The sequence below is a fragment of the Streptomyces sp. NPDC051576 genome, from assembly GCF_040681835.1.
Classification (GTDB): domain Bacteria; phylum Actinomycetota; class Actinomycetes; order Streptomycetales; family Streptomycetaceae; genus Streptomyces.
In genome coordinates, this window is the sequence record NZ_JBFAZO010000004.1 from 664,950 (window position 1) to 687,179 (window position 22,230).

Genomic DNA, 22,230 nt, shown 5'->3' on the forward strand with positions numbered 1-22,230 from the left:
GGCGCGGTCATCCTCCCCGGGCGATGCGGCCCTGTGCGACCTGCTGCGCGAGCCATTCGTCGTACGTCTGGACACCGCGGGGCCCGGTCTCGCCGGCAACCGGCAACAGCCCGTCCCCGTTCATTCCCGCCCCGACCGCCCCCGGCATCCGCACCGGCAGCACCAGCCGCCGCTCGTGCCGGGCGCGCAGCAACCGCCGTACCATGTCGACGAGTTGCTCGACACGCGGACCGGCGAGGTCGGGGGCCATGCCCTGCGCCGGACCTGTCGCGAGCCGCACGAGGTGCTGGGCGACCTCGCGTGCCGCGACCGGCTGGGTCCGCATCCGGGGCACCACCGCGAGGGGTTTCGGAACCCGGTCGAGCGTCTGCCCCGCGAACTCGTGGAACTGGGTGGCCCGTAGCACCGTCCACGGCACCGGTCCCTCCTTCACCACGGCCTCCTGCCGGAGCTTGCCCTGGTAGTAGCCGAGGCCGACCCGGTCGATGCCGACGATCGACAGCACCACGTGATGCCGTACGCCGGCCCGCGCGCCCGCGTCGAGCAGGTTGCGGCCGACGGTGCCGAAGAAGGCGGCCGACTTCCGCGCCCCCACGGTCGTCACGTTGCTCACGTCGACGACCGCCTCGACCCCGTCCAGCGCGGCATCGAGCCCCGCGCCCCCGACGAGCAGGTCCACCCCCCTCGACCGGCTCAGCACCACCGGCTCCTGCCCGCCCGCCACCAACTCCTCGACCACATACCGCCCGACCAGCCCCGTACCACCCGCCACCGCGACCCGCATACCGATCCTCTCCTTCACCGGTTACCACATACGTCTACGACGACGCAGCCCCCGCGTATGTCAGGGCGAGCCTCGATCCGGCGTCTCCCGCACCATGAACACGTCCACCTCGTCCTCGCTCTCCACGACGAACCCGTGCCGCTCGTACAACCGCCGGGCCGGGCTCCCCCGCAGCACGTCCAGCCGGACGACGGGGACACCGTCACGGTCGCACCGCTCCAGCAGCTCCCGCAGCACGGCGGAACCGATCCCGCCGCCCTGGAGACGCGCGGCCAGATAGAAGTGCTCCAGCCAGTGGCAGCGGGCGCCCTCGTCCGGCCGTAGCGCCACACACCCGGCGAACTCACCGCCCACCTCGATCACCCACGTGTGCGCGGGCTCGAACCTGTCGAGCAGCCGCTGCCGCACGCGCCGCGCGTCGTACCGCCCGAGCCGTTCCAGATCGGCCCGCATCACCTCCGCGCGCAACTCGGCCGCGGCCTCGACGTCCGCCGCCCGCGCGGGCCGTATGTCCCAGTCAGCCATGATCGGCACGCTACCGCGCGCACCTTCCACCGCACGGAAATCCGATGGAATCCCGGCGGCTCCGCTGCTGGAATGACGCGATGCGCGAAGACACATCGACCGTCGACGACACCTCGGTCATCGTTGACCGCGGACAGTACGCGGACACCAAGACGCCCTGGGACCACGCAAGTTGGCGGGAGTCGGCTCTCGACTGGGCGGGCCGCGAGCTGGCGGCGCGGGGCCTGCGCGCGACCGGCCGCCAGAGGGTACGGCTGCGCCCCTGGTCGGTGCTGGTCCGTATCCCGGTAGAGGCAGACGCCACCACTCCCACCACCATCGTGTGGCTGAAGGCCAACCCGCCGGCCGGCGCCTTCGAGGCACCGCTCACCGCCGCGCTCGCCCGATGGGTACCGGAGCACGTCCTTGAACCCCTCGCCGTGGACGCCGAGCGCGGCTGGTCGCTGCTGCCCGACGGCGGCGCGCTCTTCCGGGACGTCCTCGACCACGGCCCCGCCGAACAGCGCGCCTGGGAGGAACCACTGCGCCAGTACGCGACCATGCAGCGCGCCCTGATCCCGTACACCAAAGATCTCGAACAACTCGGCGTCCCCAGCGCCCGGACGACGAAACTCCCCCAAGTCTTCGACCGGACAGTGGAGTTCATCAGGTCCGTCACCTCGACCGCCTCCGTCGACCCCGCGAGTCTGCGCGCCCTACGGCCGCGCCTGCTGGACTGGTCGCAAGAACTCGCCGACTTGGGCATCCCCGACTCGCTCGACCACTCCGACCTGCACGACGGCCAGGTGTTCAACCCGGAGCCCGGCCGCTTCGTCTTCTTCGACTGGGGCGACGCCGCCGTCTCGCACCCGTTCTGCAGTTTCCTGGTCCCCGCCGGCCGGGTCGCCGAACGCTACGGATCAGAGGCGCTGCCCCGCCTGCGGGACGCCTACCTGGAACCCTGGACGTCAAACGGCCTCACCACAAAGGAACTTCACCGCGCGCTCGCCCTGGCGACACGGCTCGGTGTCATCGGCCGCGCGGTCTCCTGGGGCCGGCACTTCCCCGGCGCGACCGAGGCGACCCGCGCAGCGGGCGCGAGGGCAAGCGCCGAGTGGCTGCTGCGACTGACGTCGGACGAGCCCCCGTTCTGAGCGGATCTCCGTCAACTACCCACGGCCCCCTACCGATTGACGTCCAACCACTCCCGCACCGCATCGAGATCCGCACCCGTGATCCCATACCGGTGGTCGACACGCCGCAGCAGCGCCCGTTCGGGGTGATGGGCGCTCACCCAGTCGCGGTCGGCGTCCCCGATCTCGTCGTCCAGCCACACGAAGGCCCGCCCGGCCGCCCAGTCGACGAGCGGCCGGGTCTTCCAGTGCAGTCCGCCGGGGGCACCCTCGGCGGGGTCGGGCCAGTCCACCAAGGGGAGTTGGGGCAGTCCGAGCCAGGGCGAGACGCACACGTTCGCGTCGTCCATCCAGGTCGTGGCCCACACCAACTCACAGCGCAGCGCGGCCAGTCGCGGCCCGAGCGAGGGGTCGATGCGGGTCAGCAGCGGCGGGGCGTCGGCCGTCGGCCGAGCGAAGGCCGGTTCGTACACCGGGTACGGCCGCGACGCACCGAAGGGGAGCAGCGTCCCGTCGACATCGAGGAAGAGGAGCATCGGCACCAGGATCGGGCACTCTCCGCTGCTACGCCACGCACATCACCCCTCGAATCCGCCCGCGCCGAGGATCTCGTCGACCCGGGCCCGATGCGCCACCTCCCACTCGTCGAGGCTCTCGGCGGCCTCCTTCTCCAGCCGCGCCCGCGCCCCGGCGAGCACCTCCGCGCGCCGCCCGCCCGGCACGACGACGACCCCGTCCTCGTCGGCCACCACGACATCCCCGGCGTCGACGGCCACTCCCCCGCACGTCACCCGCTCGTTCAGCGGCAGTACGGCCTTCTTGACCCCCGGGATCGGCACGACGCCCCGGGCGACCACGGGGAACCCCGCCTCCCGCACCTCGCCCACGTCCCGGATCACCCCGTCCAGGACGAACCCGGCGATGCCGCGCCGCTGGGCGACGGCGCAGACGTTCCCGCCGGCGAGCGCGTACTCCACGTCCCCCGACTCCACGACGAGGACCGAACCGGCCTCGGCGCGGTGGATCGCCGCATGCAGCATGAGGTTGTCGCCGGGAGGACACCGCACGGTGAAGGCCGGCCCTGCGAGCCGCGGCATCGGACCCCACAGCGGTCGGATACCGAGGTCCATCACCTGCCGGCCGCCGAGCAGGTCGGCGAGGGTGGTCGTGGGGATGCTCCGAAAGTCACTGGCGTCAGTCATACGCCGGACGCTACCGTCCCCTCTTATGACTGCCGGGTCGGCCTTGTGCCGTGAACGAGTCGGGTACCCGGCCTCCGAGTGAGGCCGTGGCGGGCCAGGGGCCCGCCATCTGTCACTGCATCCAGAAAATCGGCGTCACCGCCCTCCACGGACCAGCAGCGACAGAGAACAAGGAGCCTTACCCACCCCATGCCCAACGACTTCAACCAGCATGTCATCGACGAGTTCCGCGCCAACCGGGGCCGCGTGGGCGGCTACTTCGAGGGCGCCCGCCTACTCCTCCTCACCACCACCGGCGCCCGCACCGGCACCCCGCACACCACCCCCGTCGGCTACCTCCCCGACGGCGGCGACCGAGTCCTCGTCATCGCCTCGGCGGGCGGCTCGCCCCGGCACCCCGACTGGTACCGCAACCTCCTCGCCCACCCCCAAGTCACCGTCGAGACCGGCACGTTCACCTACGAGGCACGAGCCGTGGCCCTCACCGGCGCGGAACGCGACGAGGTCTTCGCCCGAGCCGTGGAGGCGGACGCGGGCTGGGCGGCGTACCAGGAGAAGACCGACCGGGTCATCCCGGTCATAGCCCTCCACAGCCTGGCGCAGGGCGGCCCGGGACAGATCAACGCACCGTCCTTCGGCGAGGCGATCAAGGCGGTTCACGACGCGTTCCGCCACGAACTGTCCCTGATCCGCGCCGAGTTGACCACCGGCACCACCACCCTCGGCGCCCAACTCCGCGTCAACTGCCTGACCTTCTGCCAGGGCCTGCACAACCACCACACCGGCGAGGACCTGGCCCTGTTCCCGCACATCTCCGAGCAACACCCGCACTCCGCACCCGCGTTGGCCCGCCTGCGCGAGGAGCACGAACGGATCGCGGAGCTGATGGACGAGTTGCGCGAGGCGCTCACCGCCGAGGACGCGGACCCGGGGGGCGTCCGGGACGAGGTGGAGCGGCTGACGACGGCGTTGGAGGCGCATCTGACGTACGAGGAGGAGGAGTTGATCCCGCTTCTCGGCTGATGCGGGCCACGTCACCCCTCTCGGGCGGTGAGCCGTGATGTCCGCCAGCGCAGGAGGATCCGCTCGATCTCGCCCGGCTCCGGTAGGTGCCGGAGCCGGAGCGGTTCCGCCGCTGCCTCCAGGGCCCGGCTCACCGCCGGCACGGCCGCTTCGAGGCGGCTGGGGGCGAGGTCCTCCGGGAGCAGCGACTGCGCGGCCCGCATCACGTCCGGATAGACGGACTGGGCCCGCTCGAAGTCGAGGTAGTGGCGCAGATCCTCGGCGTACCCCCGCACAGCCGCCGGACGCACCCTCGCCATCGCCTCCTCCCAGGCGCCGGTCAGCTCGGCCCACTGGTGGTGCGGGTACCGCATACGCACCAGGTGTGTGGCGAGGTCGTGCAGCGGGTCCCCGTAGGTGGCCAGCTCCCAGTCCACGCAGATCAGGGGCGGCTCGCCGGCGTACGGCAGGATCAGGTTGTCGCGGTGGAGGTCCGCGTGCAGCAGGCTGTACGGGCGCCGGGTCATGAGGGGAACCCGTTCGCGGAACCGGGCCAGGGCGTCGTCCGGCACCCCGAGCGCCGCGAACAACCCACCGAAGGCTGCCTGGTTGGGCCGACGGATCTGGCGGTCAGCCTGGTCGACCAGCGTGCGCAGCAGCTCCTGGCTGTCCGTGTCGTCGCTCGGCCAGGCGCTCGGCAGCGGCGGCAGCGCGTCCCGGCGGACCCGGGCCATCCCGGCGAGCAGAGCGGCGAGTTCCGTGACGAGGCGGGAATCGACCGGCTCTCCGTCCGCGCACACGCTGGAGAGCGGTACGCCGTCCACATAGCTGTGGATCGTGAACTCCCGGCTCCTCATGAGGCATTGGGGAACATGAGGCAGTACGGCGCCGACGGCGTCGAGGATCGCGGCCTCGTCCCGCCAGGTCCGGATCACCACCGCCAGGGCATGGGCACGCCGTCTCCGCAGGAGCACGGATGTGCCGACAGGCCGCTTCACCAACCGCGCCATGTCGTCGTCCGTCACGATCAGCACGTAGCTCTGGTTGTGGTACCCGTTCGCCGCCTGTCGCGGCTCGGGGGCGTGTGCCAGGAGCGAGCTGAGGGAGGGGATGTCGGGATCACCCGGTGTGCCCATGGGGTGCTTCGCCGCCGGAGGAGCTAGCGGACGAGCGCCGACGCGATCCGGGATCGGCTCGGCACCTCGGTCAGGCCCAGGGGGCGGGCGGCGGCCGTCATGACGGCCTGTAGTTTCCGGACCGCCGCCGGAAGCCGGACCCAGTTGAACCCCGACCCGTCACGCAGGGACAGCGACACCCGGATGATGTCGGTGAACACCGACTGCGCCTTCTTGAAATCGATGAGGCGCTCCAGGTCCTCTTCCCAGCCGCGTGTGCTCTCCGGGCGTACACCATGGACGACCCTGAACCACTCCTCCGCCATCCGGCGCTTCTGGTCCGCCGGGTACGACATCAGATAGAGGTGCGTCGCCAAGTCGTAGAGCGGGTCCCCCACCATCGCCAACTCCCAGTCGATGGTCCAGAGTTGGTTGAGCGGGTCGAGGACGAAGTTCTCGCGGTGCAGATCGGCGTGCAGGAGGAAGAAGTCGCGTTCCGTCAGCCCGGAAACGTTCTTTCTGAGGTGATCGAACGCTTCCTCGCCGATACCGAGGTCTTCGAAAAGTCTCCCGAATCTGAGGTGGTTGTCCTTGTAGACCTGGTCTTCCACGAAGACGATCAGACGTTCCAGGAAGCCGTCGCAGTCACCGTTCTCGGCGCGGTCCTCGGGCTCGCAGCGCCGGCCCACGTCGAGCGTGTCCTGCGTGATCCGCGCCAGCTCCTCGAACAGGCCGACGATCTGGTCGAGGACCACCGGCGAGACCCGCTTGTCCTCCCAGGGACGTGGCTTGAGCGTCCGGCCCTCGATGAACACCTGCAGCGCCATGCCCTCGGCATCGTAGACATCGGGGATGCGGCTGACCCTCCCGTGCAGCGCCCGGAGCAGCTCCTCCTCCGAGTGGAAGCACCTGCGGTCGAACCACAGGATCCGATCGCGCGGCTCCCGGAGCTTCACGATGCGTGTCTCGCCGGGCAGGGACAGGACGTACGTCTCGTGGTGGTAGCCCTTCAGAGGGCCTTTGACCACGCCGTTGGCGCCGCTCAGTTCGTCGGCTCGCTGCCGAACGCCGATGAGATCGGATGTCATTCGCTGGGTTCAGCCCGTTCCGGTGGAGCCGATGGTGTAGAGGAGGCGCACGTTACTCCACCAGCTTCGGGGATCGATGAAGAACCCGCTCATTGAACCGCCGCGGGCGAGGGCACGTATGTCTGAGCTACACCTGCCGCACAAATTCCAGCAAGGGCTCCAGTGAGTCCACGACCGCCTCGGCCCCCGCCCTGCGCAGCAACGATTCTTTGTCGTGGTTACGCGCGTAACCGAGGAACGGAACGCCCGCCCGACGTGCCGCTTCGCAGTCCGAGGGAGTGTCGCCGATCATCAGGGCGTCGCCGGGGGCGGCGCCCATGGCGCGCAGGGCCCGGTTCAGGCAGTGCGGGTTCGGCTTCAGGAGATCGAGGTCGTTCGTACGGCCGTAGATGTGCGGGGTGAAGCACTCCAGCAGGCCCCGGCCGTGGAGGTACTCCGTCACCGTGCGCGGGGAGTTGTTGGTGGCGACGGCGAGGTGGATGGCGGTGGCGCTCCAGGTGCGTATGAGGGGATCCGCCCACGGGGTGGGGAACGCCGAGTCGACGGCCTTGAGTTCGTGCTGGGTGAGCAGCTCCTCCAGCTCCTCCACCAGGTCGCTGCGCGGATGCCGTTTGTTGACCGCGTTCAGGACGACGTGTGGATCGGGATGTTCCCGCTCTCTCTGCGTCAGCAGCCCTCTCAGTCCCTGCCGTTCCAGCCAGGACACCAGGTCCCTGGCCACGCCCTCCGCCGAGAGCCCTGCGAACAGGCGGCAGACGGGGCCGTCGAAGTCGAAAAGGACGAAGCGAGCACCGGTGATCAGTTCGCGCACGTTGCCTGTCTCTTCTGTCACCGGAACAGTCTGCGCCGTATCAGGAGTCACTAGGAGAGTGTCAGGTCCGTCGTGATGGTTTCCCAGAGGGCGTCGAACCACTTCTGCGATTGCTCCACGAACGCGGCGTCCCGCTCGCCGGTCTGGCGCAGGAAGGAGAAGAGGAGGGACTGGGAGCCCAGTACGTCGTACATGTCCAGGGTCTGGCTGCCGTACTCCTCCTCCCGTCTCGTGAGCATGTAGTAACCGAGCAGCGCCTCCTCGCCGTTGAGGAGATACAGCTTCACCGGTGGGGTGAAGGGGAGGGCGCGGAAGGTGACCTTCACCTCCATGCCGTGGGTGGCCTTCAGGGACAGCAGGTTGTGCTGGAGCACCTGGCCCTGGGCGTTGCGCATCGACAGCCAGCGCTTGTGGACCGAGTCGTCCTCGCCGGTGTCGTCGACCGGGACGGGGAAGGCGAGGGTGATCTCCCGGGACGGGACCAGGATGCGGACCTCGATCGACCGGGGGCCGAGGCGGCCCTCGTGGATCTGGCGGAGGGGTTCGCCGATGGCCACCATCAGTGTCTCGGCGGTGTGGCACACGACGTCTATGCGCACGTCCGGCACCGAGAACGCCTCGGTCAGCCGCGGTGCCAACCCCACCATCGTCGGCTGGGGATCCTCCGGCGCGGGGGACCGCTCCGCGATCCGCGGCGGGCTCCCCTTGCTCACGTTCGTCAGCAACCCCGCCTCCTGGAGAACCCGCAGCGCCTGGCGTACGGTCCCCCGCTCCACCCCGAACTCCTCGGCCAGGTCGGCCTGGGTGGGCAGGCGGTCGCCAGCCTTGAGGTCGCCGGTGCGGATGCGGTCGCGCAGGGTGTCGGCGATCTCCTGGGGCGAGAAACTTCTGCTGCCGTTCACTGCCACGTTCTCCTGGGTCACGACCAAACGGTATAACTCTGCCCCATCTAAGGGGAGTTGTTTGGAACTTGATTGTAAGTAGGTGTGAGTAGGTGCCAATCGGGAACAACTTAAGCAGAGTTGGCTGCCAACTTCCTGGAGTTGATTCAAGTTGGTGGAAGTTTTGCTTCCGCAGCCCGAAGGGGGAACCACCGTGCCTGCCATCGCCCTCCTCTCCGCCGTCTTCGTCGTCGGCTTCGAGCAGATCGTCCAGTGGAAGTACGGCGCCACCGGGATCATCGGCCTGCTACTGCTCTCCATCGGCATCAAGGCCAAGAGTCCGGCCATCAGTTCCATCGGGGCCGTCGTCCTGGCCCTGCTGGTCACCGGACCGGCTCTATGACCCGAAGGCCGCCACCGCCCTTCGGGTCAGCCACTGCGGGAGGCGATCAGCTCGTCAGCGTCAGCTCCGAACTGATCGTCTCCCACAGTGCGTTGAACCACAGTTGCGACTGTTCCACGAACGTCGTGTCCCGCAGCCCCACGCCCTGCTCGAAGGCGAACAGCATCGACTGGGTGCCCTCCGCGTCGTACAGCTCCACCTGTTCGTGGCCGATCTCCGCCTCGCGCTGGGTCAGCGTGTAGTAGGCGAAGAGCGCCTCCGAGCCGTTGAGCAGGTACAGCTTCACCGGCGGTGTGAAGGGGAGCGCGCGGAAGGTGATGTGCACATCGATGCCGTGGGTCGCCCGTAACGCGAGCAGGTTGTGCTTCAGCACCTGACCCTGGGCGTTGCGGTGGGCCAGCCAGCGGCGTTGCAGCCGGCCGTCGGCCGGGGCGTCCACCCGGGAGGGGAAGGCGAGTTCGATGTCGCTGCTCGGCAGCAGCACCCGGACGTCGACCTTGGCCGGTTTCAGCTGTCCGGCGTGGATCTGACGCAGCGGCTCGCCGATGGCCAGCGTGAGGGAGACGGCCGTCAGACACAGCGCCTCGATCTCCACGTGCGGCTGCGCGAAGGCTTCCGCTATGCGCGGCGCGAGGCCCTGCATCGTGGGCTGCGGTGGCGCTCCCGGGCCGGTCAGGGCCATGGTGAGGTCGGGGGCCACGGTCGCCGGGCTCCCCTTGGACACATTGGTGAGCAGCTGCTCGGACTGCAGGATGCGCAGCGCCTGCCGTACGGCCCCGCGCTCGACGCCGAACTCGTCCGCCAGCCTGGCCTGCGTGGGCATGCGCTGGCCGGGCCGCAGCACACCGGACTTGATCCGGGTGCGCAGCTCGTCGGCCAGCTCGCGGTGCGACCACTGGGCGTGTTCGGCGTCCACGACCAAACACTACAACTTCCCGCCATCTTCTGGCAGTTCATGGAAAGGTGGTTATGAGACGCACCCAAGAGGAGATAACCAGAGAAGAGTTGGTAGCCAACTTGGCCAACTTGGCGGACCGGGTCTCTCTCCTGGAGGGGAGCCGAGAGCCCGGTCAGCCGGCACCACCACAACTGAACAGCTACAGCTACGGATGACAGGAAGGAACGTTCAGAAGATGTCCGGGCACCATGGCCGCCTGGACGTACGCAGCAGGGCGTCGGCCACTCGGGCGGCGCCCGCTCGTTCTTCCCGGACCCGGCCCAGCGCCGCGAGCCGTACGGCCGACTCGCCCCCGAGCCACAGTGTCCCCAACTCCCCCACATCCAGCGTGAGTTCCGCGCTCTGTGTGGTCGGCGCACAGGACGCCCCCTGCGCCGAGGCCTCCAACCGGTAGCGCCCGCCCGCCAGTCCGGCCCCGTCGGCCACCTCGAACACCAAGGTGCCCTCCCCCTCGTACGACCGCGCCTCCATGGCCCGTACGACATCCAGGATCCGCACCCACAGCCAGTCCGCCTGAGTCGTGATGGTGGCCGCGCGCGGGTCCGGGAGCAGGAGGGGCAGCAGGTCGTCGGGGGCACGCCAGCCCGACTTGACCTTCGCCACCCAGTCGATCGAGCAGATGTAATGCCACAGAGCGCGTTCGGCGGCCGGTGTGGTGGCGATCAGGCTCTTCACCGTGGCCGTGTCGAGCGGCTGCTTGGCGTCGTTCCAGGTGTCGTCGCAGACGTAGGTGGCCAGGCCCTGCACCTCGCCGTCGGCCGCGCGGTAGAGGGCGTAGAACGGCTCGGTCCATGGGGAGCGGTCCAGGTTCAGCACTCCGGTGGTGACCTGCCACCAGCGGTCGTCCCTGGTGACCGCGCCGGGCTGGGCACGGCGCAGCCGTTCGTACAGTTCGGGGCCGAGCTTGCGTACGTCCTCGCCGTCCACCAGGTCGATACGGCCGCCGTCCGCCGGGGCCGACCAGCGGGGGTCGAGGCCGGTCCGCGTGACGTCGATCTGCCACTCGGTCGCGGTGGTGGCGGGGCCGAAGCCGTAGCGGCCGTAGATGCGGTACTCGGCGGCGATGAGGGTGGCCACGACGTCGCCGCGTTCCTTCGCCGCGGCCAGGTCCTGGGCCATCATGCGGGTCAGGATGCCTCGGCGGCGGTGGGTGGCCGTGACGCTGACGTTCGTGATGGCGTCGGCGGGGACGAGGGTGCCGCCGACTGCCGTCAGCTCCTGGGGGAAGGAGCGGAAGGTCGCCACACAGCGGCCGTCGTCGAAGGCGCCCAGGGTGCGGGGCGGGTCGATGTAGGTGCTGCGGTCGGCGATCTCCTCTTCGGAGACGGCCGGGGTTCGCAGGAAGCCGGTGTTCAGGGCGCGGATCCAGTCGGGGATCTCGGGGGTGGTGATGGGGCGTACGGCGAGGTCGTCTTGGGCGCGGGTCATGGGGTCACGGTAGGTCGGTGGGGGTGGGGGTCGCGCGGGGATTTTTTTCGCCCGAACGCCGGACGGGCTGGATGATGCCGGCTCTCCACGAAGCCGGAGCGGACGACCTCGGCACCCCTCGCCTCACACCAGCAGGTCGTCCACCTGTGCCTCTCCCTCACGGTACCGGCGGGCGATCTCCGAGCTGCAGCCGTCGGCCGTGTGCTGCAGGAGTTGACGGCGCCGGGACACCTGCTGTTCGTACCGCACGAGCCGGCCCATCGCGGTGGTCAGCTCCAGGTCGGTGCGCGCCTCCAGGTCCGAGAGCTCGACCTCGGCGAGCATCTCGGCGGCCAGCAGCCGGGACTCCTCGCTCTGCGGGGTGCCCAGCGTGACGTGCCGGGCCGAGGAGCGGTGCCGGGCCGGCGCGTCGGTGAGGATCTCCGACAGCCGGTCGACCAGGTCGGCCCCGGACAGGTCGACCGCGGAGGCCGCGCCCGCCGGGGAGCGGCGCGCCAGCTCCGACCGCAGGATGTCGATCCGCCCCTGGAGGAGCCGTCGTACGTAACTGAGGTCGGCCTCGTCGCGCTGCGCGTCGCGGCGCAGCGCGCGCAGCTCCGGGAGCCGCAGCGCGGTCAGCTCGGGCGCGGTCGGTTCGGCGGCCAGCAGCGGGCCGCCGGTCTCCGTGCGCTGCACGGGCGGCCGGTGAAATCCCAGCCGCCCGGTGTTCGGTGTGCTCATGTGCTCTACCGTCCCCTCGACCGGCTTGTGGAAGCATCGTGCCACCCCAAGTGGCCCGTATGTGACCGAGTGCCCCCGAACGGCCCCAGATGGGGGGTTAAGGAACAAAAATGGGCTACCCTACGGCCCCTTCCGAGCCACTCCCGCCCGCACGGCATCATGGGTCCCATGCGTGCGGTGGTGCAGAGAGTGGACGGCGCGAGCGTCGTCGTCGAGGGCGAGACGGTCGGGTCGATCGACGGCGAGGGCCTGTGTGTCCTCGTCGGCGTCACCCACGAGGACACCAAGGAGAAGGCGGCCCAACTGGCCCGCAAACTCTGGTCGATCCGCATGCTGCACGAGGAGAGGTCGTGCAGTGACATCGACGCGCCCCTGCTCGTCATCAGCCAGTTCACGCTCTACGGCGACGCCCGCAAGGGCCGCCGCCCCACCTGGAACGCGGCTGCCCCCGGCGATGTGGCGGAGCCCCTGGTCGACGAGGTCGTCGCCCGACTCCGCGCCCTGGGCGCCACGGTGGCCACGGGCCGCTTCGGCGCCCAGATGCGCGTCTCCCTGACGAACGACGGACCGTTCACCGTCGTCATCGACCTCTGACAGACCTCTACGGTTCTACGACCGTCTCCTGCGCCGCCGCCGTCGAGTCGGCCAGCAAACGCGCGTCCAGGGGTACGTTCCGCTTCACCAGGGCCAGGGCGATCGGGCCCAGTTCGTGGTGTCGTACGGACGTCGTGATGAAGCCGATCTTCCGGCCGTCCGGCCCTTCGTCGGCGAGGCGCAACTCGACGCCGTGGCCCGGGAGATGGACCTCGCTGCCGTCCAGGTGGAGGAAGACGAGGCGGCGCGGCGGCTTGCCCAGGTTCTGGACGCGGGCGACGGTCTCCTGTCCCCGGTAGCAGCCCTTCTGGAGATGTACGGCCGTGCCGATCCAGCCCAGTTCGTGCGGGATGGTGCGGTGGTCGGTCTCGAAGCCGAGGCGGGGGCGGTGGTGCTCGACGCGCAGCGCCTCGTAGGCCAGGATGCCGGCCGGTGGGCCCGCCTTCTCGGCATAGGACTCCAGGTCGGCGCGCGGGAGGAACAGGTCGCGGCCGTACGGCGTCTCGCGTACGACGACGCCCTCCGGGACGTCGGCGATGGAGCCGGCCGGGACGTACACGACCGCGAACTCGCTTGTGCGGTCGGTGACTTCGACGCGGTAGAAGAACTTCATCGACTCCAGGTAGGCGATCAGCGCCTCCTGGGTGTCCGGCTCGGTGTGCATCCACACCGTGGTGCCGTCGTCGACGAGGTACAGGGCGTGCTCGATGTGGCCGTGCGCGGAGAGGATCAGTGCCTCGGTGGCGACGCCCGCCCGCAGGTCGCTGACGTGCTGGGTGAGCAGCAGGTGCAGCCAGCTCAGCCGGTCGTCGCCGGTGACCGCGACCACCCCGCGGTGCGAGAGGTCCACGAAACCGGTGCCGTCGGCGAGGGCGCGCTGCTCGCGGAACAGGTCGCCGTAGTGGGCGGCGACGCCTTCGTCCACTCCTTCGGCGGGGACGGCGCCGGGCAGGGACAACAGGGGGCTCTTCATACCCGTAAGCCTACGACTCGGTAGTTGAAGTCTTCATGGAACAGTCGCGGCATCTGCCGAAGATCGCGAAGTGCTTCATGTCCGTCTCGAAGCCGAAGGTGTCCCGCAGCTTGGCCCGGAACTCGGCGGCCACCTCCACGTCGGCCTCGATGACGTTGGTGCAGTCACGGCAGACGAGGTGGATGTGGTGGTGCCGGTCGGCGAGGTGGTACGTCGGCGCCCCGTGCCCGAGGTGGGCGTGGCTGACCAGCTCCAACTCCTCCAGGAGCTCCAGGGTGCGGTACACCGTGGAGATGTTGACCCCCGACGCGGTCTTCTTCACCTCGGTGAGGATGTCGTCGGGGGTCGCGTGCTCCAGGGTGTCCACGGCTTCGAGCACGAGTTGCCGCTGCGGGGTCAGCCGGTAGCCGCGCTGCCGCAGATCACTTTTCCAGTCGGTGCTCACCACACTGGAAGTCTAGAGCTACTTGAAGAAAGCGATCCCGTCGTCCGGCATGTCGTCCGGGAGGGCCTTCGCCCAGCGTTCGACGTCCTCCGGGGTGACGACCTTCTTCAGGTGGGCCGACATGTAGGGGCGCAGCTCGACCTCGGGGGTCTGCTTCTCGCCGACCCACATGAGGTCGCTCTTGACGTAGCCGTAGAGGCGCTTGCCGCCGGTGTAGGGGCCGGAGGCGGCCGTACGGGCGACGGCGTCCGTGACCAGGTCGATCTGGGGCTTCTGCTTGGCCAGCTCGCCGTACCAGATCTCGACCACGCCGTCGTCGCGCGTCATCGTGACCTCTACCTTGCGGTCGGCGTCGATGCGCCAGAAACCGGACTCGGTCTCCAGCGGGCGGACCTTGTTCCCGTCGTTGTCCAGCACCCAGGTGTGGGAGCGGTACTCCAGGAAGTCACGGCCGTCGTGGCTGAAGGTGACCTCCTGGCCGAAGTTGCACTTCTCGGAGCCGGGGAAGTCGTGCACCCCCGCGCCGGCCCAGTCGCCGAGCAGGAAGACGAGGGGGACCAGGTCCTTGTGGAGGTCGGACGGGATCTCGATCATGGGGTCTGCAGTTCCTCGATGGGGGTCAGCGCTGGCCCTGGTACAGCTTCTTCACGCTCAGTCCGGCGAAGGCGAGAACGCCGACGCAGACGAGGACCAGCAGGGTTTCGAAGAAGATCTCCACGGGTGCTCCTTGGTGAGCGCGGTGCGGTACGTACGCAGGGCCGGCCCCAGCTTAGTCGTCAGCCCAGGAGCTGGCTCTGCAGGGTGACCGTCTGCTGGAAGGGGACCTCCTTCGCGCCGCCCTTGCGGGACTGCACGATCAGCCCGAGGGTGTCACCGGCCGAGAGGTAGGCCTGCCGCACCTCCTCGGCGCCGTACGGCTTGTCCTCGGTGTACGCCGACACCTTGACGTTGTCGGCGAGGATCTCGTCGCTGACGGTGTCGTCGTAGCTGGTCTTCTCGGCACCGACCAGGGCGTAGACGGGGCTGTCGTACGAGATGAGGCCGGGCGAGAACAGGTCGTCCGCCGTCGCCGCGGTGTCGAACTGGAGCAGGTAGATCCGGGTGTGCGTACCGTCCGGAGTGGTCCAGCCGCGGGCCGCGATGTGCCTCAGGCCGTCGTCCTTCAGCTTCTGGGCCAGCTCCTTACGGTCGTCCGCGTCGGCGTACTGCGCGAGGAAGGTGCTGGTCGCCAGCCAGCCGTCCGTGCCGCGCAGCGCCGCGTCCGCCTTCGCGCCCTTGGGCGCGGGCAGGAGCAGCGCGCGCTGGTCGGCGTAGTGGGCGCTCGCCTTGTTGTCCGCGGCGAACGGTCCCGGGCTGCCGGAGGGCAGGGGCGCCCGGGTGATCGCCGGGTAGTCCCAGCGGCCGTCGGACACGGTCGACAGACCGGGTACGTCGGACCGCTTCATCTGCGTGATGCCGTACGCCGTCCCGGTTCCGGCCGCCGCGAACACCAGGACGGCGGCGGTCCAGCGCAGGGCGGCGCGCAGCGCGCGGCGGTCCTTGGGGGCGGCCGGGGGCATCGGCGGGGGTGCGTCCGGCATGGGCGGGATCACGGGCTGCTGCTCCTCGTGCTGCTGCTCGGTCATACCGCTTCCCCCGTCGTCTTGATGCGGTCGAGCTGCTCGCGCAGGAACGCCGCGACCCCCTTCTTGTCCATCGCCTTGGTCCCGGACGCGTCGAGCGTGATCAGGACGTCGCCCTCGTTGGCGAAGCAGAGCATCGTGTCGAGCTTCTCCCCGGCCTCCTGCTTCGGCAGGAAGCACAGCGCCTCCTTGTGGCCCGGGACGGTGGGCCCCTTGCGGAACAAGGTGACGGCGTCCAGGAGTTCGTTCTCGTCCCTGACGATGTTCCGCGCGGCCTTCTCGTCCATCTGGGCGAGCTGGACCTCGACGGTGTAGGCGTTGATGTCCGAGGAGGCGGCATAGAGGTAGCTGCGCATCGCGATGCCCTTGATCTGCTCCTGGTCGATCTGCTCCTCCAGCGCAAGCCGCTCGGCGCGTGGCAGACCGCTGAACTCCTCCTTGCGCAGGGCGGTCGCCTCGCGCCCGGTGAGCTGGGCGTCGGCACCGAACTCGGCGATGTCCGGGCCCTGGGTGTAGGCGTAGTCGTACGGCCGCAGCATGCCGCGCAACCCCGTCGCCGGCGCCGCCTTCTTCTCCGCCGCGGCCTTCGGGAACGTCCATACGGGGGCGCCCGCGTCCCGGTCGGCGCCGTTCACGGTCACGACGGTGTATCCGACCCCGCCGAGGACGAGGACGGCGAGGAGGGCTGAACCCGCGATCGCGGCGATACGGCCACGCCCCACACGTACGGGTTTCCCGGCCTCGGCCGGCTCGGTCGCCGGTACGGGCTCCGCGGAGCCCTGAAGGGGCTCGGGGTTCTCGGTCACAACCGCTCCATCTGCCGCGTGGCCAGATCCATGATCGTCTTCTTCGGGACCGGCTTCGTGTCGGAGACCCACATCTCCAGGGCGATGTCACCACGCCAGGCACGCGCCTCGGCCTGGTACTCGTCCAGATAACCGGCCTCCCGTTTCGGGGAGTTGTGGACGTACACCATCCCGTCGCCGGTGCCGGGGATCGGCCAGCTGTCGGTATGGGACTCACGTCCGGACAAGTAGTAGGCGTCCTTCGCCGCGTCGGCAGCCGCGAGATCGTTCTCCTGGCGGTACTGCACGAGCCTGATCTCGATGGAACGCGTGCTGGTCGCCTGCCAGGTGGTGACGGCGACGCGGCGGAACTCGGACGCGGTGAGTTCACCGAGGGCGGAGTCCGGCTTGTCGTACGTCTCGGCGTACTCCTCCAGGCTCATCCAGCCGTCGATGCCCACGGTGTAGTCCGCCGCCCGAGCACCGGCCGGCTTCTTCAGGAGCAGCTTGCGCAGGTCACCGTCGACCTTGACCTCGCGGTCCTGGGCGGCCGAGAGCGGCTCGGGAGCGGGCCCCTTCGCCTGCGTGAGCGTCTGCTGCGCGAGCGAGGGCAGCTTGTCGGGTGCGCGGTCGGCCTGCACGAGGAAACCCGTGCACGTACCGGCTACGACACCGAGGACGGCGGCGACGGCGATGAGGAGGGTGGTGCGCCCACGGCGGCGGGGCGGTGCCCCTTCGGGCGTTTCGGGCCCGGGTGTTTCAGGTTCGGGTGTTTCAGGTTCAGGTACTTCCACAACGTCCCCCACGGAACATGGCATGCGCATTCCATATGCGCGCGCACAGGAGACCCATGGCTGTTGCAGGGAGTTGTAAGGAAGTTGATTACGATTCGGTCATGGCGAAGAAGCTCGTGATCAAGGTGACCGCGGGGGCCGACGCCCCCGAACGCTGCTCGCAGGCGTTCACGGTGGCGGCGGTGGCCGTGGCCAGCGGGGTGGACGTCTCACTGTGGCTGACCGGCGAGTCCGCGTGGTTCGCGCTGCCGGGCCGCGCCGCCGAGTTCGAACTCCCGCACGCGGCCCCGCTGCCGGACCTGCTCGACTCGATCCTCGCGGCCGGCCGCGTCACGCTGTGCACCCAGTGCGCGGCACGGCGGGACATCACCGAGAAGGATGTGCTGGAGAACGTACGGATCGCCGGGGCGCAGGTGTTCGTGCAGGAGGCGATGGCCGAGGAGACGCAGGCGCTGGTCTACTGACCCTTGACCGAGCCCACGAACTCCGACCAGGCGCCCGCGCCGAAGAGGAGGGTGCCGTGGGTGGGGTTCTTGCTGTCGCGGACGGGGACGAGGGCGGGGAGGTTGGGGGCGACCTCGACGCAGTTGCCGCCGTCCGGGTTGCTGTAACTGCTCTTCCGCCACGTCACGTTGGTCAGGTCGATGGCTCGCAAGGTACTTCCTCCAGCATCCGCAGGATGAGCGACAGCGACTCGGCCGGAGACAACGCCAGGTCACGCATCGCATCGTACGCACGTTGCAACTTCTCAACCGAGGCATTTTCCTCGATGAGTTCGCCACGGTGCACGTTCTCCGTATACGCCACGGTAGTGCCGTCCAGCAGTCGCAGGAACATCACGTCGGTGCTCACCAGGCCGCACAGACCGGCGCTCTGCGCCAGGACCTGGATGGTGATGTCCGGTCGCTCCGCCGCCTCCGCCAGGTGCTGAAGCTGTTGCCGCCACGCTTTCGGGTCCCGTAGAGGCGTGCGCAGTACCGCCTCGGCGAGGAGCGCGCGGAACGGTGGCGAGTCATCCTGCCTCTCCAGCAACTTCCGCCGACCGGTGCGCGCTTCGACCTGCTGGTCCAGTTCCCTGCCCCTGTACCCGCCCATCGAGAGAACCTCGCGCGCGTACGCGTCCGTCTGGAGCAGACCGGGCACGATGCTCACCGAGTACTGCCACAGGCTCACCGCCTCCGCCTCCAGCATCATGTAGCGGCGATACTGCTCCTTGAACTGCGTCGGGTCCCCAACTGCCATCTCCCACAAGGTGAGTAGCAACGGCGACGTCCCGTAGTACTGATCCAGCGCCTGTACGACCTCGGGCCCGCCCAGCGTCGCCCCGCTCTCCATCTTGCCGAAGAGGGACGCGTCCCACCCGAGTACCTTCGCGAGCTCACGCAGACTCATGCCGCGCTCGTTCCTCAACCGCCGTAGCTCCTCGGGGAACCGCTTCCTGGGCTCATGGCTCAGCTCCGTGACCACCAGCCGTTGGGGCATCGCAACCTCCTGTGGAATTTGCCGCATTTCATTGACCGGCGCTGAAGTTGACCAGTTCAGCGCCGTGTCCGCCTCCGGCCTGGGGCATCCTCGTAACACCCAGGAATGCACAGAGTAGTTCAACTGTCGCATTCTGTAAGGAAGTTACACAAAAAGGAGGAGAAGCCGATGGAACCCGGAGCCCTGCTCTACGACCCCGCCACCAACAAGGTCGGCGAGTACCAGGACAAGTCGGGCCCCTACGCGCTGCTGCGTCCCGTGGGCGGTGGGAGGGAATGGCAGGCGGACCCGGCGTCGTTGCGGCCGGCGACGGATCAGGAGCGGCTGAGCGCGGGGGTCCGCGCGGCGAACAGCCGCGCGCGGACCGACGCGCCGTTCCTCGTCCTCACCCCGCCCCGGGCGGACGCCGGTTGCGCCACCTGCGCGAAACTCGCCGGACTCCGGGCCACCGCACGGACGGAGCGCGACCACAGCGCCGAGACCGACACGAACGTGCTGCTGCGCAAGCACCGGAGTGAGGCCCACCGCGCATGAAACGACCGCTCCCTCACCAGCTGATCCAGGTGCCCCCGAGCTGGGCCGTCCCGCCACCCCTCATGCCCCAGCCTGCGGCGCGACCACAGGAACCACCGCCCGAGCCGCAGGCCGTCCCCGAGCAGCGCACCCGGGGCCGCCGATTCCGGCCGCCCCGCGTGCTGCGCGAAGACTCCTTCTGGACAGGGGCGTTGACGGCACTCTGCATCGGCGGCCTGCTGATGGCGATCATCGCGGCGAGCTGACAGACTCGTACGTCTTCTCTCTGAAAGGCCCGGTCGTGACGCTCGGCATGGTTCTCGGCGACTTCTCCTCTCGCGCTTCGACGCGGGAGCGGTAGCCCTGCCGTAGTAACCCGGGCCATTTCTCCTGCTCCTCGTCGAAGTGCTCTTCGTGCCCCCGCACGTTCGATCACGAGGAGTACGTCGTGTCCACGATCCACTGGACCGAAGCCCACACCATCCGTTCCGCCCGTTGGCATTCCGAGAGCGCCGCACCGCTTCCGGGGCGGGTCGTCGTCGCCGATGACCGCATGAAAGCCGACAGCGCCTACCGCCTGGCCTGCGAAGGCACGGCGTTCCTGTGGCTGGGCGACTTTCACAACGCCCGTCAGCTACTGCGGGCGATGAGCCGACGCACCGACCGCAAGCCTCCCCGCCCGGGCGGCAGCCCGGCCGAGTCCTTCCATCTGCACCGGCGCGCCCGCGCTCACCGGGCGCGTGTGCTGAGCAGGCTCCTCGTGCTGTTGGAGGGCGACCATTCCCTGGCTCTGCGCAGAGCTCCCGATGTCCGTCAGGCGTGCACCGAGGCGTACGGCCCACCGCACGCTCCCATGGCCGTCTCTCTCACGGAACTGCTGGGCGTGATCGGAGCCCAGCAGTGGCGGGCGAAGGGCGTCGAGGTACCGGCGCTCGACGCCCGCATCCACCCGCACTACGGCGTGTTCTCCCCGCTCAGGGGCGAGTACGTGGACCTGGTCGCGCAGGCGAACCACGGTGGGGGTGCTCCCCGTACCGCGTTCGACCTCGGCACGGGGACGGGCGTGCTCGCCGCGGTCCTGGCCCGCCGCGGGGTCGACCACGTCGTGGCCACCGACATCAATCCGCGCGCACTGTCCTGCACCCGGGACAACGTCCGCCGGCTGAACCTCGCCGGGCGCATCGATGTCGTAGGCCCGTGCCTGTTTCCCGACAGCCGCGCCGACCTCGTCGTCTGCAACCCGCCCTGGATTCCCGGCCGTCCGATGTCTGCCGTCGAGCAAGGTGTCTACGACCCGGACAGCGCCATGCTCCGCGGTTTCCTGGACGGGCTGACCGCCCATCTCGCACCAGGGGGTGAGGGCTGGCTCATCCTCTCCGACCTCGCCGAGCACCTCGGGCTGAGGACGCGTGAGGAGTTGCTGACCGTCATCGAGGGAGCTGGGCTCCATGTGCTGGACAGGATCGACACGAAGCCGCGGCACCCGCGAGCGAGGGACACCACGGATCCCCTCCACGCCGCCCGCGCCGCGGAGGTCACCTCGCTGTGGCGCCTGGCCGGCGGCTGATCCACAGGCAGAACGGATGTCCCGCCGGATCGAAGAACACCCGTACGTCGTCCTGGGGTTGGTACTCGGCGAGCCTGGCCCCCTCCGCCAGCGCCCTCGCGGTCTCGGCCTCCAGGTCGTCGACCTCGATGTCGAGATGCATCATCATCTGCTGCTCACCGGGGTTCCGGGTGGGCCACAGGGGCGGGACGTACGCGGGCTCGGTCTGGAAGGAGAGGCCGGTGCCGGTGGCGTCGCCGGGCGGGCCGATGAGCACCCAGTCGGGTTCCTCCGCCCGCACCACATACCCGAGCAGCCGCTGATAAAAGTCGGCCAACTCGTGCGCGTCATACGCGTCGAGCACCACGGTGGACAGTCTCGTAGGCGACATGAACGCCTTCTTACTGGCCCCGCCTCTTGCCGTCCAGCCTGGCCCAGCACCACTCGGGCTTCACCCCTTCTGCGGTATGTCACCCGGGCCGTCTCCCCCTACGTTCAAGTGATCTGATCGGCTGAAAGGTGGACCACTTGATGGACAAGGGACTTCGACGCGAGCCGTCTATCTGGACATGGCAGGGCACGTCATATGTCCTGGCGCAACCACGTGGACGTCGATGTGCGAGATCGACACCGGCGAGAAGCCGATGAACCAGGCCGACGTCAACTGCCGGGTCTACTAGACCGGTAGACCGACAGGGAGAGCACAACGTGGTCGAGAGCTCGGGAACCCTATTCGCCGCTTTCTACGGCGAGTTCGCCCCGCACGCCTGGCACGACCCGGAGCACGACGCCTACCAACTGTTCCACCGGCGCTCGCAGGCCATGGGCTGGCTCGACCGGCTGTGGGGCATGAACGACGCCGGGCAGCGGCATCCGCTCGGTGTCGTGGGGACGCGGCTGGTGTCCTGGTTCCAGGTGGACGCGGGGGCGGTGGGTGATGAACTGCCTCTGCCTGTGCGGCCGTTCCTGTCGTGTGCGGAGAGTGTGACGGCTCGGATCGGGCGGGTCGAGGTCGACACTGTGCAGGTTCTGCTGCCCGTGCAGGCGATCGACACGGCGTCCCGGCCCGCGTACGCGAGGGTGCCGTCCCTGCTGACGGTCGAGTGGTTCGCCGGCGGGGACCCCCGGGCCCGGGTTCCGGTGCGGGTCGCCGTCAGCGGCGGCGGGGCGCCGGCCTCTCTCGCGGAGCGGGTGGCCGGCCTGGATCAGGATGTCTTCGTCTGCCGTTCCCACACCGGCACCGGCGCCGTCCCCGACGACCTCCCGCCGCCGCCTTTCGACGACAGCTTCTGGGGCGGCCCGGCGTCGGACACCCTCGTCCTGCGGGGCGAACTCGCCGAGTGGTCGTGCGACGCCGTGGGGTGGCTGGGTGAGGTCCTCGCCGAGTGTGCCGCGGCGGCGGGGGCGCGGGCGCCGCTGCTGGTCACCGTGGCCCGGGACCGTTGAC

The 22,230-nt window shown here is 69.4% G+C and carries 29 protein-coding genes; 9 read left to right on the plus strand and 20 right to left on the minus strand.

What is annotated here, in order from left to right:
- Positions 1-7: 7 nt before the first annotated feature.
- Positions 8-784, minus strand: coding sequence for an NAD(P)H-binding protein (locus AB0M63_RS16730; protein WP_366019858.1), 777 nt, complete (start codon positions 782-784; stop codon positions 8-10).
- Positions 785-844: 60 nt separating this feature from the next.
- Positions 845-1,309, minus strand: coding sequence for a GNAT family N-acetyltransferase (locus AB0M63_RS16735; protein WP_366019859.1), 465 nt, complete (start codon positions 1,307-1,309; stop codon positions 845-847).
- Positions 1,310-1,389: 80 nt separating this feature from the next.
- Between AB0M63_RS16735 and AB0M63_RS16740 the strand changes: the two genes are divergently transcribed.
- A complete protein-coding gene (locus tag AB0M63_RS16740; protein ID WP_366019860.1) occupies positions 1,390-2,442 on the plus strand; it encodes an aminoglycoside phosphotransferase family protein in 1,053 nt (350 codons plus the stop codon).
- Between the two features lie 29 nt (positions 2,443-2,471).
- Here the strand turns inward: AB0M63_RS16740 and AB0M63_RS16745 are convergent, their stop codons facing one another.
- Positions 2,472-2,957: an HAD domain-containing protein gene (locus AB0M63_RS16745; protein WP_355910024.1), complete on the minus strand. Its 486-nt coding sequence runs from the start codon at positions 2,955-2,957 to the stop codon at positions 2,472-2,474.
- Positions 2,958-2,999: 42 nt separating this feature from the next.
- On the minus strand, positions 3,000-3,623 hold the full coding sequence (locus AB0M63_RS16750; protein WP_366019861.1) for an RraA family protein: 624 nt from the start codon (positions 3,621-3,623) through the stop codon (positions 3,000-3,002).
- Between the two features lie 189 nt (positions 3,624-3,812).
- Here AB0M63_RS16750 and AB0M63_RS16755 point away from each other — a divergent pair, with 189 nt between their 5' ends.
- The gene (locus AB0M63_RS16755; protein ID WP_366019862.1) at positions 3,813-4,646 is read left to right on the plus strand and encodes a nitroreductase/quinone reductase family protein; all 834 of its coding nucleotides are present in this window, start codon (positions 3,813-3,815) and stop codon (positions 4,644-4,646) included.
- Positions 4,647-4,657: 11 nt separating this feature from the next.
- Here AB0M63_RS16755 and AB0M63_RS16760 read toward each other — a convergent pair whose 3' ends face one another.
- The 4 genes from AB0M63_RS16760 to AB0M63_RS16775 form a co-directional block, all read right to left on the minus strand.
- Positions 4,658-5,761 (minus strand): aminoglycoside phosphotransferase family protein, encoded by a 1,104-nt coding sequence (locus AB0M63_RS16760; RefSeq protein WP_366019863.1) that lies wholly within the window; start codon positions 5,759-5,761, stop codon positions 4,658-4,660.
- Positions 5,762-5,784: 23 nt separating this feature from the next.
- Complete coding sequence (locus tag AB0M63_RS16765; RefSeq protein ID WP_366019865.1) at positions 5,785-6,828, minus strand: phosphotransferase; 1,044 nt, start codon at positions 6,826-6,828, stop codon at positions 5,785-5,787.
- Between the two features lie 127 nt (positions 6,829-6,955).
- Positions 6,956-7,690 (minus strand): HAD family hydrolase, encoded by a 735-nt coding sequence (locus AB0M63_RS16770; RefSeq protein WP_366019866.1) that lies wholly within the window; start codon positions 7,688-7,690, stop codon positions 6,956-6,958.
- A complete protein-coding gene (locus AB0M63_RS16775; protein WP_355910007.1) occupies positions 7,690-8,568 on the minus strand; it encodes a GntR family transcriptional regulator in 879 nt (292 codons plus the stop codon). The genes AB0M63_RS16770 and AB0M63_RS16775 overlap by 1 nt, the downstream gene beginning before the upstream one ends.
- A gap of 166 nt (positions 8,569-8,734) precedes the next feature.
- On the opposite strand from AB0M63_RS16775, the gene AB0M63_RS16780 reads away from it, so the two are divergent.
- A complete protein-coding gene (locus AB0M63_RS16780; protein WP_019062567.1) occupies positions 8,735-8,923 on the plus strand; it encodes a hypothetical protein in 189 nt (62 codons plus the stop codon).
- A gap of 46 nt (positions 8,924-8,969) precedes the next feature.
- Here AB0M63_RS16780 and AB0M63_RS16785 read toward each other — a convergent pair whose 3' ends face one another.
- The 3 genes from AB0M63_RS16785 to AB0M63_RS16795 all read right to left on the minus strand — a co-directional run bounded on the left by AB0M63_RS16785 (position 8,970) and on the right by AB0M63_RS16795 (position 12,029).
- The gene (locus AB0M63_RS16785; protein WP_366019945.1) at positions 8,970-9,803 is read right to left on the minus strand and encodes a winged helix-turn-helix domain-containing protein; all 834 of its coding nucleotides are present in this window, start codon (positions 9,801-9,803) and stop codon (positions 8,970-8,972) included.
- A gap of 246 nt (positions 9,804-10,049) precedes the next feature.
- Positions 10,050-11,309: a GNAT family N-acetyltransferase gene (locus tag AB0M63_RS16790; protein WP_366019867.1), complete on the minus strand. Its 1,260-nt coding sequence runs from the start codon at positions 11,307-11,309 to the stop codon at positions 10,050-10,052.
- A gap of 123 nt (positions 11,310-11,432) precedes the next feature.
- Complete coding sequence (locus tag AB0M63_RS16795) at positions 11,433-12,029, minus strand: aerial mycelium formation protein (protein WP_355910000.1); 597 nt, start codon at positions 12,027-12,029, stop codon at positions 11,433-11,435.
- 168 nt (positions 12,030-12,197) lie between these two features.
- On the opposite strand from AB0M63_RS16795, the gene dtd reads away from it, so the two are divergent.
- Positions 12,198-12,623 (plus strand): D-aminoacyl-tRNA deacylase, encoded by a 426-nt coding sequence (gene dtd, locus AB0M63_RS16800; protein ID WP_355909997.1) that lies wholly within the window; start codon positions 12,198-12,200, stop codon positions 12,621-12,623.
- A gap of 7 nt (positions 12,624-12,630) precedes the next feature.
- Here dtd and AB0M63_RS16805 read toward each other — a convergent pair whose 3' ends face one another.
- The 6 genes from AB0M63_RS16805 to AB0M63_RS16830 form a co-directional block, all read right to left on the minus strand.
- Positions 12,631-13,596 (minus strand): folate-binding protein, encoded by a 966-nt coding sequence (locus AB0M63_RS16805; RefSeq protein ID WP_355909995.1) that lies wholly within the window; start codon positions 13,594-13,596, stop codon positions 12,631-12,633.
- A gap of 10 nt (positions 13,597-13,606) precedes the next feature.
- Entirely contained in the window at positions 13,607-14,044 is a 438-nt protein-coding gene (locus AB0M63_RS16810; RefSeq protein ID WP_355909992.1) for a transcriptional repressor, read from the minus strand.
- A gap of 15 nt (positions 14,045-14,059) precedes the next feature.
- Positions 14,060-14,635: an FABP family protein gene (locus tag AB0M63_RS16815; protein WP_355909989.1), complete on the minus strand. Its 576-nt coding sequence runs from the start codon at positions 14,633-14,635 to the stop codon at positions 14,060-14,062.
- Between the two features lie 182 nt (positions 14,636-14,817).
- Positions 14,818-15,666 (minus strand): hypothetical protein, encoded by an 849-nt coding sequence (locus AB0M63_RS16820; protein WP_366019868.1) that lies wholly within the window; start codon positions 15,664-15,666, stop codon positions 14,818-14,820.
- Positions 15,663-16,469 carry a hypothetical protein gene (locus AB0M63_RS16825; RefSeq protein ID WP_366019869.1) on the minus strand — a complete coding sequence of 269 codons (807 nt, stop codon included), beginning with the start codon at positions 16,467-16,469 and terminating at the stop codon, positions 15,663-15,665. The genes AB0M63_RS16820 and AB0M63_RS16825 overlap by 4 nt, the downstream gene beginning before the upstream one ends.
- Positions 16,466-17,242 carry a hypothetical protein gene (locus AB0M63_RS16830; protein WP_366019870.1) on the minus strand — a complete coding sequence of 259 codons (777 nt, stop codon included), beginning with the start codon at positions 17,240-17,242 and terminating at the stop codon, positions 16,466-16,468. Before AB0M63_RS16830 ends, AB0M63_RS16825 begins: the two co-directional genes overlap by 4 nt.
- Positions 17,243-17,343: 101 nt before the next feature.
- Between AB0M63_RS16830 and AB0M63_RS16835 the strand changes: the two genes are divergently transcribed.
- Positions 17,344-17,706 carry a DsrE family protein gene (locus AB0M63_RS16835; protein ID WP_355909977.1) on the plus strand — a complete coding sequence of 121 codons (363 nt, stop codon included), beginning with the start codon at positions 17,344-17,346 and terminating at the stop codon, positions 17,704-17,706.
- Here the strand turns inward: AB0M63_RS16835 and AB0M63_RS16840 are convergent.
- Together AB0M63_RS16840 and AB0M63_RS16845 are read right to left on the minus strand one after the other, a co-directional pair.
- Positions 17,700-17,897 (minus strand): DUF397 domain-containing protein, encoded by a 198-nt coding sequence (locus tag AB0M63_RS16840; RefSeq protein ID WP_366019871.1) that lies wholly within the window; start codon positions 17,895-17,897, stop codon positions 17,700-17,702. The two genes, AB0M63_RS16835 and AB0M63_RS16840, sit on opposite strands and share 7 nt — an antisense overlap.
- Positions 17,879-18,724, minus strand: coding sequence for a helix-turn-helix transcriptional regulator (locus tag AB0M63_RS16845; protein WP_366019872.1), 846 nt, complete (start codon positions 18,722-18,724; stop codon positions 17,879-17,881). Before AB0M63_RS16845 ends, AB0M63_RS16840 begins: the two co-directional genes overlap by 19 nt.
- Before the next feature lie 168 nt (positions 18,725-18,892).
- Between AB0M63_RS16845 and AB0M63_RS16850 the strand changes: the two genes are divergently transcribed.
- From AB0M63_RS16850 to AB0M63_RS16860, 3 genes are all read left to right on the plus strand, one after another.
- A complete protein-coding gene (locus AB0M63_RS16850) occupies positions 18,893-19,258 on the plus strand; it encodes a hypothetical protein (protein WP_355909971.1) in 366 nt (121 codons plus the stop codon).
- Positions 19,255-19,503: a hypothetical protein gene (locus AB0M63_RS16855; protein WP_355909968.1), complete on the plus strand. Its 249-nt coding sequence runs from the start codon at positions 19,255-19,257 to the stop codon at positions 19,501-19,503. The genes AB0M63_RS16850 and AB0M63_RS16855 overlap by 4 nt, the downstream gene beginning before the upstream one ends.
- Positions 19,504-19,685: 182 nt before the next feature.
- Complete coding sequence (locus AB0M63_RS16860) at positions 19,686-20,804, plus strand: class I SAM-dependent methyltransferase (protein WP_366019873.1); 1,119 nt, start codon at positions 19,686-19,688, stop codon at positions 20,802-20,804.
- Here AB0M63_RS16860 and AB0M63_RS16865 read toward each other — a convergent pair.
- A complete protein-coding gene (locus tag AB0M63_RS16865) occupies positions 20,773-21,174 on the minus strand; it encodes a VOC family protein (RefSeq protein ID WP_366019874.1) in 402 nt (133 codons plus the stop codon). The two genes, AB0M63_RS16860 and AB0M63_RS16865, sit on opposite strands and share 32 nt — an antisense overlap.
- 317 nt (positions 21,175-21,491) lie before the next feature.
- On the opposite strand from AB0M63_RS16865, the gene AB0M63_RS16870 reads away from it, so the two are divergent.
- On the plus strand, positions 21,492-22,229 hold the full coding sequence (locus AB0M63_RS16870; RefSeq protein WP_366019876.1) for a hypothetical protein: 738 nt from the start codon (positions 21,492-21,494) through the stop codon (positions 22,227-22,229).
- Position 22,230 lies beyond the last annotated feature (1 nt).

What these genes read in the sequence shown, in the direction of transcription:
- AB0M63_RS16750 (WP_366019861.1), bottom strand. Translation starts at nt 3,623, where the DNA reads ATGACTGACGCCAGTGACTTTCGGAGCATCCCCACGACCACCCTCGCC.
- AB0M63_RS16815 (WP_355909989.1), bottom strand. Translation starts at nt 14,635, where the DNA reads ATGATCGAGATCCCGTCCGACCTCCACAAGGACCTGGTCCCCCTCGTC.
- AB0M63_RS16795 (WP_355910000.1), bottom strand. Translation starts at nt 12,029, where the DNA reads ATGAGCACACCGAACACCGGGCGGCTGGGATTTCACCGGCCGCCCGTG.
- dtd (WP_355909997.1), top strand. Translation starts at nt 12,198, where the DNA reads ATGCGTGCGGTGGTGCAGAGAGTGGACGGCGCGAGCGTCGTCGTCGAG.
- AB0M63_RS16865 (WP_366019874.1), bottom strand. Translation starts at nt 21,174, where the DNA reads ATGTCGCCTACGAGACTGTCCACCGTGGTGCTCGACGCGTATGACGCG.
- AB0M63_RS16765 (WP_366019865.1), bottom strand. Translation starts at nt 6,828, where the DNA reads ATGACATCCGATCTCATCGGCGTTCGGCAGCGAGCCGACGAACTGAGC.
- AB0M63_RS16730 (WP_366019858.1), bottom strand. Translation starts at nt 784, where the DNA reads ATGCGGGTCGCGGTGGCGGGTGGTACGGGGCTGGTCGGGCGGTATGTG.
- AB0M63_RS16850 (WP_355909971.1), top strand. Translation starts at nt 18,893, where the DNA reads ATGGAACCCGGAGCCCTGCTCTACGACCCCGCCACCAACAAGGTCGGC.
- AB0M63_RS16790 (WP_366019867.1), bottom strand. Translation starts at nt 11,309, where the DNA reads ATGACCCGCGCCCAAGACGACCTCGCCGTACGCCCCATCACCACCCCC.
- AB0M63_RS16855 (WP_355909968.1), top strand. Translation starts at nt 19,255, where the DNA reads ATGAAACGACCGCTCCCTCACCAGCTGATCCAGGTGCCCCCGAGCTGG.
- AB0M63_RS16845 (WP_366019872.1), bottom strand. Translation starts at nt 18,724, where the DNA reads ATGCCCCAACGGCTGGTGGTCACGGAGCTGAGCCATGAGCCCAGGAAG.
- AB0M63_RS16735 (WP_366019859.1), bottom strand. Translation starts at nt 1,309, where the DNA reads ATGGCTGACTGGGACATACGGCCCGCGCGGGCGGCGGACGTCGAGGCC.
- AB0M63_RS16740 (WP_366019860.1), top strand. Translation starts at nt 1,390, where the DNA reads ATGCGCGAAGACACATCGACCGTCGACGACACCTCGGTCATCGTTGAC.
- AB0M63_RS16805 (WP_355909995.1), bottom strand. Translation starts at nt 13,596, where the DNA reads ATGAAGAGCCCCCTGTTGTCCCTGCCCGGCGCCGTCCCCGCCGAAGGA.
- AB0M63_RS16755 (WP_366019862.1), top strand. Translation starts at nt 3,813, where the DNA reads ATGCCCAACGACTTCAACCAGCATGTCATCGACGAGTTCCGCGCCAAC.
- AB0M63_RS16835 (WP_355909977.1), top strand. Translation starts at nt 17,344, where the DNA reads ATGGCGAAGAAGCTCGTGATCAAGGTGACCGCGGGGGCCGACGCCCCC.
- AB0M63_RS16760 (WP_366019863.1), bottom strand. Translation starts at nt 5,761, where the DNA reads ATGGGCACACCGGGTGATCCCGACATCCCCTCCCTCAGCTCGCTCCTG.
- AB0M63_RS16745 (WP_355910024.1), bottom strand. Translation starts at nt 2,957, where the DNA reads ATGCTCCTCTTCCTCGATGTCGACGGGACGCTGCTCCCCTTCGGTGCG.
- AB0M63_RS16820 (WP_366019868.1), bottom strand. Translation starts at nt 15,666, where the DNA reads ATGACCGAGCAGCAGCACGAGGAGCAGCAGCCCGTGATCCCGCCCATG.